At 68.2% G+C, this 12504-nt stretch carries 8 protein-coding genes; all 8 read left to right on the plus strand.

Features of this window, described 5'->3' with window-relative positions; translation table 11 throughout:
- Genes ETR14_RS05090 through ETR14_RS05125 form a run of 8 tightly spaced genes read left to right on the plus strand, consistent with a single transcriptional unit; the run spans nucleotide 1 to nucleotide 12495 of the window.
- Nucleotides 1–4509, plus strand: a complete 4509-nt coding sequence (locus ETR14_RS05090) for a papain-like cysteine protease family protein (RefSeq protein WP_165356320.1) — start codon at nucleotides 1–3, stop codon at nucleotides 4507–4509.
- Between the two features lie 21 nt (nucleotides 4510–4530).
- A complete protein-coding gene (locus ETR14_RS05095; RefSeq protein ID WP_129383658.1) occupies nucleotides 4531–5613 on the plus strand; it encodes a hypothetical protein in 1083 nt (360 codons plus the stop codon).
- Nucleotides 5610–5864 (plus strand): hypothetical protein, encoded by a 255-nt coding sequence (locus tag ETR14_RS05100; protein ID WP_129383659.1) that lies wholly within the window; start codon nucleotides 5610–5612, stop codon nucleotides 5862–5864. Before ETR14_RS05095 ends, ETR14_RS05100 begins: the two co-directional genes overlap by 4 nt.
- Nucleotides 5861–6685, plus strand: a complete 825-nt coding sequence (locus ETR14_RS05105) for a hypothetical protein (protein ID WP_206185971.1) — start codon at nucleotides 5861–5863, stop codon at nucleotides 6683–6685. The genes ETR14_RS05100 and ETR14_RS05105 overlap by 4 nt, the downstream gene beginning before the upstream one ends.
- Nucleotides 6682–8133, plus strand: a complete 1452-nt coding sequence (locus ETR14_RS05110; protein ID WP_129383660.1) for a S8 family serine peptidase — start codon at nucleotides 6682–6684, stop codon at nucleotides 8131–8133. Before ETR14_RS05105 ends, ETR14_RS05110 begins: the two co-directional genes overlap by 4 nt.
- A 55-nt stretch (nucleotides 8134–8188) precedes the next feature.
- On the plus strand, nucleotides 8189–10051 hold the full coding sequence (locus ETR14_RS05115) for a hypothetical protein (RefSeq protein WP_129383661.1): 1863 nt from the start codon (nucleotides 8189–8191) through the stop codon (nucleotides 10049–10051).
- Nucleotides 10052–10089: 38 nt separating this feature from the next.
- A complete protein-coding gene (locus tag ETR14_RS05120) occupies nucleotides 10090–11136 on the plus strand; it encodes a hypothetical protein (RefSeq protein ID WP_129383662.1) in 1047 nt (348 codons plus the stop codon).
- A gap of 39 nt (nucleotides 11137–11175) precedes the next feature.
- The gene (locus ETR14_RS05125) at nucleotides 11176–12495 is read left to right on the plus strand and encodes a hypothetical protein (protein WP_129383663.1); all 1320 of its coding nucleotides are present in this window, start codon (nucleotides 11176–11178) and stop codon (nucleotides 12493–12495) included.
- The last annotated feature ends 9 nt before the right edge of the window (nucleotides 12496–12504 follow it).

Here is a 12504-nt window from a genome sequence, read left to right on the forward strand (position 1 = left end):
ATGGTTGCGCAGCTCCGCCCCACCCGCCTGGACGTCACGGACCGCTTTCCCATGTTGGGCTTCACGATCCGCACGGACAATCCGCCTCGCGCTGCCGAGGTGGTGCTTGCGACCGATCCGGCCCTGTTCACCAGGCGGGAGGGGCGCAGTCCGTCGACTTTCTACTCCAGCCGCGAGCATGGCCTGCTGTCGGTGTCGCGCGGCGAGGCCGTCTATGTCGTGCCGCCCGACGTGCTCGCCCGCTTCGTCACCGCCAGCCAGCTCTGGTTCGGCCTCGCCACCGCGACTCCGCCCGCTGCCAACGATTGGACCGTCGACGTGCTGCCGACGGCGAGCAGCCCCTACGTTTCGCTGAGCGGCCTTACCGATCGCTCACTGCGCCGGGTGCGGATGTACCCGGCACGCCGCGGCGGCGGTGAGGCTTATGGCGGGTCGAACGCGGTGCTCGAATGGGCCGGCGACCGGGCGCAACCTGGGATGCGCCCGGTTCAGCAGCCGACGCAGACTGCCCGTCCGACCGCACCGTCCCCGGCCGCGACTGGCCCCGCGCCCGCCGACGTCCCTTATGACGACGGCTTCGGACCGCTGCCGCCGCTGTCGAGCAATCCACCCGCGACGGCAGCCCCTTCCCCGCACGTCGAGCCTCCTGCAACGGCAGCCCAAAGCTATTCCCGTGGCCTCGAGGTCGATCCGGAGTCGATGGGCATCGAGGGGCCGGCCTATAGCGAGGAAGACGTCTCTGTCAGTGCCGCAGCCGGCACGCTCGCGCTCAACGCCGCCGATTATGCGGGAACGACCCGGATCGCACCGTCGCCGGCGTTCAACCCCGGGCGTAGCGGGCAGGCGATCGACCGGATCGTCATCCACATCACCGATGCCAACACCACCGGCAGCACCGTCAGCCACTTCACCCGTCCTGATGCCAACAGCAGCGCTCATTATCTGGTCGCCCAGAATGGCGAGGTCATCCAGTTCGTCGCCGAGGCGGATACCGCCTGGCACGCGATGGGCGCCAATCGGCGCAGCATCGGCATCGAACATGTCGCGGTAAAGCAGGGCGGCGCCAGCTACGGCTCTGTCACCCTGCCCCATCTGCCCCCGAGCGACGCGGAATATCAGGCATCCGCCGCCCTCGTCGCCGATCTGTGCCGGCGTTACGCCCTTGTTCCGGATCGGCAGACGATCATCGGCCACAACGAGGCGCATCCCGGCACCAGCCACACCGCCTGCCCGAACGGCGCCTGGGATTGGGACCGATACATGCAGCTGGTCGCGGCCTGCTACGCCGCGTCTCTACCGGCTCCCGCGAGCGGGCAGGGCCTCGGCTACCGCGAGCCGCGCCTGCGCGCCGTGTCGCTCGATGCGGGGACGATCAGCGTTTCCAGCAACCAGCAGCCGATCACCGCGCCGCCGGTGGACACGGTCTCGCAACTGCGCAGCATCGCCATCCAGGCAATGCTTGCCGCCAACCCTGCAATGATGCCGTTCGTACTGATGGCACGCGCCGCAGCCGAGGCCGGCGGGCTCGCGATCGGCATCGGGCCGTCGGTCGGCGCCGGACTGCTCGGCGGTGCTGGGCTCGGCTGCGGCCTGATCTTCGCGCCCGGCAACGTGATGGGCGTCTACGGCCAGTTCGAAGTCACCGCGGGCTGGATCGCCTCGATCGGGCTCAACCTGCAGGTCACTATCCTCCGGGGCGGCGTCAGTGCCTTTAGCGGCGTCAGCTATACGGCAGGCATTTCGGGTGGCGAGGGCATCACGGGGGGCGCAGCGGCGCTGTTCGACGGCAATCGTGCCTTCCAGGGCGTCACCCTGCAGGCCGGCGTCGGTGCCGGCCTGTCCCCGGTCGACGTCTTCACCAGCGTGCAGCACGCCGTCGCAGGCCAGCTCGGCTTCGCCATGGCTGCGCTCGATCCCGCCGCCGCAGCCGCGCTCGATGCAGGCGGAGACACGGTGGAGATCAAGTATCGCGCCTTCATCCCCTCGCCGATCATCAAGGGCCCGGCGTCCGATTACGATCCCGGCCGGATCGGCCTGCCGAGCCTGATCGGCGGCGAGGACTTCGGCGGCGATGGTCGGGGCTTCAGCTACGACCGCGGCAGCAGCCGGGCGGAGATCACCGCCACGCTCACGCTGGACGCAGCCGGGGGCATCTCCAACCTGCGCACCGTCAATCGTCATTGGGGGGAATCGACGGCCTACGATTCCAGCTACACCTATCATGTCGAAGGCAAACCGGACTGGTGGCTGGACAAGCAGGCCGGGCTCACCCCCAGCCGCCGCAGCACGCTTCAGGTCAGCGACGACAATCTGCGCATCTACCAGGGTGCCGGAACGACTCAGCGAAGCATCCTGGCGATGACCAGCAACAGCGCCGTCGTCACCATTCGCATGGCCGGCGCGCTCCCTCTGGTCTGGCCGTCGCCCGACATCGACGCCGATGTGTCGATCTACCTGAAGCGCGGCGCCAATGGCGTCGAGGTCATGGTCGTCGGCGATCACGACGGCTTCCCCGCCCACGAACTCTACGTCAACGAACGCCAGATCTACACCTACGATCCGGTGGCGGCCGGCAACGGGCCGGACAGCCTGGTCGCGCCGACCGATCGTGAGATCAGCACCAGCTGGATCGCGGTTCCGAGCCGTGCCGGCGCCGCCGCCCAGGGCCTCGCCGCTCCGAGCACGGCACGGCCGGCCGCACGCGGGCTCGATGCCGACGATTGGTCGATCAACTGGGACGAGGTCTATCTGGTCCCGCAGCCCACCAACATGAGCTGCTGGGCAACCGCCGCCGCGATGATCGACGGCTGGCGGCGGCGCCAATCGGTGTCGATCGACAGCATCGCCCAGTTCGACAATCTCTCGGTCCAGAACGGCCTTCCGCCGTCGAGCGCGGCGCGCTTCGCGCAGGCGATCGGCTTCACCGTCCACCCGAACGCCTGCTACACACCCGATGGCTTCCGCGCCATCATCGAGGCCAACGGCCCGGTGTGGGTCGCCGCCAAGGTGCCCTTCCTCCACGCCATCGTCGTCACCGGAATGTACCGGGAAAACGGGCAACATTATGTGCGGATCACCGATCCCTGGGATCGCGTGGTCGATGCCGCCGGCCGCCGCGGGGATGCGCCGCCGACCCACGTCACCGGCAGCCAGTATATCATGCCCTACGAGGCGTTCGCGCTCGAGTTCGAAGCGGCAGGCGACACCGAGTTCGCGCAGCTCCTCCACACCGGTGGAACGCACGGCCACACGATCAACCGCGGCAATGCCGCCGCCGCAGGCTACGCCCAGGGCCTTTCCGCACGCAGCGACTGGACCCGTGCCGACCGCTATCGTTCGGGCGCCGCCGCGGCCGCGCTCGATGCCGACGACTGGACGATCAATTGGGACGACGTCCAGCAGATCGCCCAGCCGACCGACATGAGCTGCTGGGCGACCGCGGCCGCGATGGTCGTCGGATGGCGCGATCGTCAGTCGGTCGATCCGACGCTGATCGCGCGCTACAATGGGATGGATTCCTCGCTGACAGGCGGGCTCGCGCCGGAGGACAAGCGCCGCTTCGCCGATGCCATCGGCCTCGTCGTCCACCCGAACGCCTGCTACACGCCCGAGGGCTTCTGCCAGATCCTGGAGGCGAACGGACCGATCTGGGTGACGGCCAAGGTCCCCGGCGTGCACGCCATCGTCGTCACCGGAATGTATCGCGAGAACGGGCGCTATTTCGTCCGGATCACCGATCCGTGGGATCGCGTGGTCGGAACACCGGGCGCGCCGGGCCCGCATGGCGCGGGCCACAGCACCGGCAGCCGCTACATCATGACCTACGACGCGTTCGCCGCCGAGTTCGAGGCGGCCGGCGACATCGACAGGATCCAGCTGCTCCACAGCGGCGGCACCTTCGGCAACGTCCCGAACCGCGGCAGCGCCGTCTCGGCAGGCTACGCCCAGGGTCTCGATGCCGGCCGCAACGGCCATGCCGCCGACGATGACCGTCTCGGCTTCGGCACCTCGCTGACCCGATCCGTCGAGGACAAAGCGGGGGTACGTTACGATCTGCCCGCGCTCGGCGGCATCGCCCGTCCGGCCAATGCCCTGGCCGGCGGCTCCGGCATCCCGCCGCTGCCTGGCCAGCGGGTCGTCGTCGACGACTGGCCCTATATTGCGGGGCCGAGCGGCACCACCAAGGCGGGTATCGCGATCGACTGGCAATATGAGGACGGCGGTGTCGGCAACATCACCCTGTCGCCGGTCGAGCCGCAGATGCTGGACGGCTGGACCGCAACCATCCGCGCCGAGATCGAGCCGGGCAATCCGGATCCGAACCGGACGGAGCTCCTGGTGCGGATCACCACCACCTTCTCCCGGCCGGGCGACGAGGACCAGGTGGCGGTCAGCATCGTCACGCTCGGCGGGGACGGACGTCACCAGGTGCGGCACGAGGAAACGCCCGCCGCGCCGTCCCGGGGCGCACCGGCTGCGGCGCAGTCTCGCCGGCCGGCATTCGTCTGATCGCCGCGCAGGACCCGGACGATGACCCGCTACATCCCGCCGCCACCGACCGCCAGGGGCAATGGACACGCCCCGGCGATGGCGCTCGCCCGCGACGCGTTCGGACGCGAGATCGTCGCGCCCGGGCAGCCGCAGGAGCCGTCGCCGTTCGGCGGAGATAACGGTCAGCAGTCGACCGCGCCGAAGGAGAAAGCGACCGATGCGCTCGGCCGCCGCGCCGGCGCGCTCTCCGACGAAATCGACTTCCCGGCTTTCGTCGCCTCGCTCGTCCACGGCACCTTCGACGCGATCGTCGATTCCTCGATCAAGCAGATGGAGGCCTATGCGGATCTGGTCGCCGCGGTGTCGAAGCCGCTCGACCAGTTCGCGCAGGAGAACGTCACGGCGGGACAGGCGCGGGGCTGGCTGGTCGAGCAATATCCGCGCGACGTCACCCTGGTTGACGATGGCGGCGAGTTCCGGCTCGCCCCTCTCGTCCAGCCGGGCAGCGACGAGGCGGCGATGCCCGGCTGGCTCTCGGATTTCGGGGAGGATGGCAACGAGCTCACCGCCGACCTGCTCGAGGACTCGATCCTGCCGCAGGCGCGCGAGCGGTTGGCCCAGCAGCGCCTCTCTACCCTCTCGACCATGGTGCTGATGGGCATGCAGCGAGTCGTCATCAAGGACGGCTCGATCGGCGCACGGCTGCGCTTCCGCGCCGCCGCGGCGGATCGCGCTGCGGTCCAATATGCGACCTCCAACGATCCGACCAGCGGCGGTTCGACCTGGGGTGCCCGCGCCAGCGAAGGCGCGATCACCAAGGTTTCGACGGTCGGCGTCAACGCGCAATCGGACAGTGAACTCAAGGCCGAATTGTTCGGCGACGTGAAGATCAACTTCGCCTCCGACTTCCTGCCGCTCGACCGCTTCGTCGACGAGGCGCAGCGCAGCCTGCTCGAGCGCCACAGCCGGACTCCCCGCCGCGCCGCCGCAGCGCCGGCCCCGGTCGCGGCACCGCCCCAGCCCGCGGCCTTGCCGGTTGCGGCACCTGTGCCGGTCGTCGCGGCACCTGTGCCGGTGGTCGCTGCTCCCGCACCCTTCGTTACCCCAGGATCGACGCCATGAACGGACGCCGCGCTCTTGGCGAACTGCTCGGCGATCTTGCCGCAGGCGTGACGGATTTCGTCGACAGCCCCTTCGTGCGGGCCAGATCGCTCTCGATCGACCTGCCGATCGATCTTCGCCTCGTCCTCTCCGCCGAAGGCCCGATCGTGATCGGCGACGTTCCGCTGTTCCGAACCCGCACCGATTTCGATCCCGATCCGGCGCGGCTGCAGATCGAGTGGCACGCGGTGCCGGCGGAGGCGACGCCATGACCCGCGACGTCACCCTGCGGCTCGAAGATTTCATTCAGGCGGTGCAGAGCCAGCTCGACAACGCCCAGGCGGCGATGGCGATCAAGGCGCGCAACCTCAACCTGCCCCTGACCTTCGCGATCAAGGACATCAATCTCGATCTGCGCGCCCATGTCGAGTTTGCCGACAGCGAGATCCGGATCCGCCCGGCCGGCGCCGGCGAGAAGGAGGCCAGCGTCTTTCACCTGGTCTTCACCGCAATTACCCGTCCAGCGATCGAGGAGAATGCCATCGCGCTGGCGGAGGGTCCGGACGAGGACAGTCTCGACGAGCTTGCCGACGAACTCACGCCCGACGAGCGCAAGCGGCTCGAATGGGCCGGCGTTCGCACCGTGCGCCAATTTCAGGAGGCCGAGGAGAAAGGCACCGTCCGCAGCATCGGCCGGGTCACCAACCTTCCGGTCGAGCGACTGCGCAAGGCGCTCGAGCGCGCATCGGCACCGTTGGTGCAGCGGGTCGAGCCGGTGCGCACGGCACCGGGGGATGGCGACACGCCGCCGCTGATCCGCGTCACCGGGCGCAATCTGATCCGGCGCGGGGCGCCGCCCCAGGTTCGGATCGGCGACCGGCCGGTGTCGATCCTGTCTTCGGCCCCGGGCGAGCTGCTGCTGGCACCCGGCGAGGGTCAATGGGCCGGCGAATTGTCGGTCGAACCGTCCCCCACGCTCGCGAGCGCGATGAGTTTCGACCTAACCGCCTTTGCGCCGCCGCCATCAGTGACGGTGGCGGCGGTGACGGACCGGATCGCTCCACCCACTTCGCGGCAGGAGACGTGGCAATGACGATCCGCGCTCTCGCGACGCCATGGGCAGCCCCAGGCGAGCGGCAATACAGCCTGCCGACCAGCCTCGTGCTCAAGCTCGCGCTGGGCGAAGCACCCGAGCAGATCCCGGCGGTGCGGGACGTCGCCCGAAACATCCTTCCCGCCGCGACCTCGATCGACGGCGGTGCGATCGACAGGATCATTTCCGAACGCGCCGGTGGCTTTCGCGCCGCCCGATTGTTCGCCTCTGCCCATGCGCCGATCGCCGCTGGCCAGGCGCACAAGGGCTATGACGCCGTCGAGCAGACCACCGGCATGGCCCGCACCCTGGTGCTGCGGGTGCCCGCCGGCACGCCGATCGGGAGCATGTGCGAGGCGCTGGGACAGATCAGCATCGTCGAGAGCGCGAGTCCGAATTATGTCTCGGTGACTCCGTTCGAGGTCGCAACGCCGGTCGGCCGTGCCGAAGACCGCGGCGAGGCGCTGCGCCGTATGGTCCGCATGGCAGAGGCGCATGCGATCGAGCCGGGCGACGACGGCGTCGTCGTCGGGCTGGTCGACAGCGGTATCGGCAAGGATCATGCGGAGTTCGCCCGCACCTTCCGCGCCGGCTACGACACCGTCCGGCTCGAAAGCGGCGACATCGCTGCCGGCGTCGAGCTGCTCGGCGACCACCGCCGCAACGACGGCAATCCGGAGGACCGTTTCGTCGGCCACGGGATGGGCTGCGCCGGCATCATCGCCGCCGACGGACGGGCGATGCCCGCCGGGCTGGGGGGGTGCTGCCGCATCGTTCCGCTTCGGGCGCTTGCCGCCGCACGCCTGCCCGGGCGGACGAGTGCCGTCGGCCTGGGGGCGATCAGCGATCTCGACATGGCGATGAAGCTCGCCGTCGACCTCGGCGCCAAGGTGATCAACATGAGCTTCGGCACCGACGATGCCGCGCTCAGCCCGCGCAGTCCGAAGCCGCATGCCGACGTCATCGATTATGCGCTCGCCCGCGGCTGCATCCTGGTCGCAGCGAGCGGCAATAACGGCAAGGAAGCGCGTTTCTGGCCGGCCGCTTACCCGGGTGTGCTCGCCATCGGCGCGGTCGATGCGGAACGCCGGCCGGCGAGCTTCAGCACCCGCGGCGATCATGTCGCGCTCTGCGCGCCCGGCGAGCAGGTCTATACCACGGCGCTCGAAGGCTATCAGCATGCCACCGGCACCAGCTTCGCGGCGCCGTTCGTCGCCGGCGCCGCGGCCCTGCTGGTGGCGCGCAGCCACCGCCGCGCCCGGCCGATCGACGCACTGACCGTGCGCGACATCCTGATGCGGACCGCGCAGCCGTTCGCGGCCGGAGACAGCGGCGGCTGCGGCGCCGGCATCCTCGATGCCGCGGCCGCGCTTGCGGCGCTCGACGAGGAAATCGACCGCGCTCTGGGAGACGGGGCGGACGCCGAGGGAGGCGCCGATGACGGCTGACCCCTTATCCTGTCGCTGACTCACACGGACCCCGATTTTCCAAGGAGATACCATCATGGCAAGCATCGATAGCCGAATCCATTTTCGAGATGTCGCACGGCGCGAGTCCTCGGCCTTCGACGAACTGATCAACACGGTTGCCCGGCTGACGGCCGTCGAGAAGAAGCGTCCGTTGAGCAAGGCGGAAGCGGCGGAGAAGGCGCGCGCCGAAGCGATCATCGACGAGATCGGCAAGAGCGAGCGCAACAACAACAAGGCCGTCGAAGTTTGCGATCCGCTGTTCGTCGCCGCGCGGACCTTGCTCAACGAGCAGGCGATGCTGGCGCCCGAACTGCGTTCGCACAAGAACGGACGGCTGATCTTCGACCAGCCCAACACCGCCGAGGCGCAGAGCAGCCAGACCAAGGCTGCGAGTTCCTCGAGCGGAAGCGGCGAATATCCCTATCCCGGCGATCCCGACATTACCCTTGTCGGCCTGAGCATCGGTCTGCTGATGCTCGAAGCGGCCGAGGCGCCGCCGGTGAGGGTCGTGCCGCAGTCTACCAATCGCACCGGCGCGACCGTTGCTGCCGGCACGAAGGGCAACGGCGCGACCCTCTACCCCGATACGCGGCATCCCAATTCGCGGACCTTCACCCGCGAATTCTTCCGCGCGCTCGGCGAAGCGCGCAGTTACTTCCCGCTGGCCGAGAAGGTGCTCACCATCCTGGCGATCGAGGGCGATCCCGACGGCCGTCGCGGTGCCGACCCGCAATGCGGCGCGGAAGAGTTCGCGCGGGTCATGCGCGGCCTTGCCGACGCCAATGTCGGCGACGACGAGCCGCAGCTCCGCCGCAAGGTCAACGAGGCGCTCGATCGGGTTCAGAATGTCGGTGGCGACGACGAAATCGGCGACAGCGTCATCGATCTCCCCGATCTCGAGGAGATCGTCGACGAGAATATCATCGCCGAGAATGTGCGGGCGATGGGACCGATGATCGTTTCGGCGATGTTCGACGAATTGAAGGTGTTCCAGGTCGTCGATCGGATCGTCGAGCAGTTCCAGCAGGGCATGCTGCCGATCGGCCCCGGCCGCGCCGGCAAGGCGCTCTACCGCTACTGGCGGGAGGCGCCCAATCGGATGAGCGAGCAGGAGCGGCGCAACTTCGCCGCGATCACGCTTGGCATTCCCGGCGGCAATCCAAACGGGATGATCAACAGCGAGTTCAACGATCTCTGGCTGCGCTTCGTCTCATCGGTCTCGTCCTTTATCCGCCAGAACGAGGTCGATACCCTGCTCCGCTCGGCGACGCCGAGCCCGATCAGCCATCAGCAGGTGCGCAAGGCGGCACGCGACCTCGCCGCGAATCTCTCCCTGCACGGCTACGGCATGGCCCATTTCGCCGCGCGCGAAGTGCAGTCGCAGATCAAGTTCATGATCGAATTGCTCCAGGATCCCGAGATCCGCGGCTCCTACGGCGCGCGCGACATGTGGCAGGTGGTCGATCAGGTCGCGACCTACGAACTCGGCGGCGCCAAGACGAGCTCGCGCTATCGCACGCTGGCGACCTGCGGTACGATCATCACGGCCTGGCTGGCCAACAACGTCGCCCGGATCAACCGCACGACCGGCCCGCTGATCGACATCGATCAGGTGCGCAACCCCGATGTCGCCGAGAACCACAAGGCGACTCGCAACCCGACCGATTACGACCTGGTCAATGCCTGCGAATTGTGGCTGGCGGACACCGCCACCAGCGACAGCCGGATCGAGGAAATGGCGCAGCCGCGGGAGGCTCCGCAAATGACCTCCAAGCCGATCCCGATCCCCGCGCTCGCCCGCGACATGCTCGACGGCATCGGCGACATCGGCCTCGGTCTCGGGCGGGAGTCGCAATCGGCCTTTGCGAGGAACGGAGCCAAAGCCGGCGCCTATTGACGCACCCGCTCCGCCTCATCCCTTCCAGGAGAAATCCAATGCGGTTCCAGACACAAAGCGAGCCAATGGTGGCGAGAGTCGAGCGCCGGCTGCGATCGGCAGCCCAGTCGCTCGGCACCGCCGATCCGTTCGCCCCGTCGCGCGACCTGTTGATGCGCACCTTCCAATATCCGGCCGACGATCCGCGCTATCGCAACAATGCGCTGATGCCGATGGCGGCGCCGTTCGAGCCGAGCTTTTCGGAGACCCAGCCGAACAACCTCCGCTTCACCATCGAGCCGCTTCCGCCGGAAGCGGGTTCGATCGACCGCCGCGATGCCTCGACCCACGAGATGCGGCGCCTGATCGGCAACTTCCTTGGAACCGGTCCGCTCTACTGGTTCGACCGTGCGAGCGAGCCGTTCCGCGGTTTCGCCAGCGGCGGCAATCTCGATTACGGCGCCTTCTTCGGCTCGAGCTTCGACCGCAACGGCCTCTACGCGTCCAAAGTCTATTACGAGCTGCCGGGCGGCTCCGGTCGGATCGACAATCTGCCGGTCGGCCTCCACCGCATCGTCATGCCGGCGCTGCAGCTGGTCCCCGGGCTGAAGCCCCTGTTCACCACCCTCTCCGCCCAGCGTGACATGGGCGGGCAGCGGCTCACCTTCGCCTGCACCGAAGCCCTGAAGCTCGCCGATCTGCAGCCGGTGCTCGACGCGCTCGGCCTCGGTCATCGCCTGCCCGGCATCATGCAGCTGATCGGGCTCGTGCTCGGCGGACGCTTCGAGCTGCCCGAACATGGCGCCCTGCTCGCGTTCGGAGACACGCCGCAGGGGCCGGATTTCGAGATCTACGTGCTCCTCTCGGCCATCCCAGACGTTCCACCGAGCTTTCTCAGCCTGCTCACCATGGGCCTCGCCGAGCGCCCGCGCGGGCTCGCCGCGCTGGAACGGTGGATGAGCGCGTTCACGCCGGAAGATGCGCACTGGCCCGGACGCTTCTCGATCGTCAGCCTCCGGACCGACGCCAACTCGCCGCCGCGAGTCAGCCTCTATCTGCGCCCGATCGAGTTCGAGCTGCCAGAGGCCGTCGCCAGGGCCGCCTGATCAACGCGCCCCCTCACCCCGAGCCGAAGGGCTTCAGACATGTACGCCGCAGCACCCACCCGCCAGCCCCCGCCGAGCCCTCTGCCGCCGCAGCCCGCGCCGGAGGTCCGGCAGAGCGTCGCCGGCCTGCTTACCCAGTCGGAGGCGTTCCGCAGGATGTCGCCGGCCGACCAGCAGGACATAGCGCGCAACACGGCCTTGATCGCCGACTATCTCGCCCGCCCCGAAGGCATCGAGGGCAACCGCATCCCGGGCGGCCTCGGCACCCCGGCGCAGAGCCTGGCCGACAAATCGGCGAGCGAGGCGAGCTGGGACCAGCGCAAGTCCGCGGTGGACGCGATCGGCGATGGCGGGTTCAAAGCCAATGCCGCGCGGGAGGGCGCCAAGGTCGCCGGCGAACTGCTCAACCAGGTCAAGTTCCCGACCTTCGTGTCCGGCCTGATTCAGGGCGTGTTCCAGTCGATTACCGACAGCTCGATCCAGCAGATGGAAGCCTATCAGAAGATGGTCGCGGCGGTGGCGACCTCGCTCAAGCAGTTCATGGACGACAACGTCTCCGAAAATCAGGGGCGCGACCATATGGTCGACCAATTCCCCGATCTGTTCGAGATCGGCTTCGACGACATGTCGGATGAGCCCGGACCACGCCTCCAGTTGCGCGAGGGGGTCGACGAGTCCGAGGCGCTGAAGAAGGTCAACAACAAGCTGGAATTCGCCGACGGGCAGATCAAGAGCCTGGATCTCAGCGACGCCAATGCCGAGCGCGCGATCATCGAACAGGCGCGCATGCAGCTTGCCCGCCAGCGGCAGCAGCTGATGGCCAGCATCGTACTGATGGGGATCAACCGGATCGTCGTCACCGACGGCAAGATCAGTGCCAAGATCATCTACGACGTCAAGGCGCAGGACAGCTATGCGATGCGTCGCAGCGCCAGCGCCGTCGATCTCGCCCGCGACAAATATGGCAACGTCCAGACCACCTATGCCGGCGAGGGCAAATATGATTCCGGCGGCGACGTCACCTCGAGCCGGAGCAAGGACAGCCGCGACTACGACGCGAGCTACTATGCCAAGGGCGAGTATAAATATGAGAACAAGCCGATCATCACCGCCCAGACGGCCGCCTCGGAAGCCTCCAATGCGGCGATGCAGACCAAGATCCAGCTCTCCGGCGCCGTCGACGTGAACTTCAAGAGCGACTATCTGCCACTCGACAAGATGGCAACGCCGCAGATGATCGCGGCCATCCAGGGCAATGCGACGCCGGCCGATCCCAACGTCGTGCCGAGCGCGAGAACCGCGCCCGCGACGCCGGCGGCGGCGCCGGCCGCTGCACCCGCGCCGACCACGGCAGGATAAGGGAGACGC

This window comes from Sphingosinicella sp. BN140058, from assembly GCF_004135585.1.
Lineage (GTDB): Bacteria > Pseudomonadota > Alphaproteobacteria > Sphingomonadales > Sphingomonadaceae > Allosphingosinicella.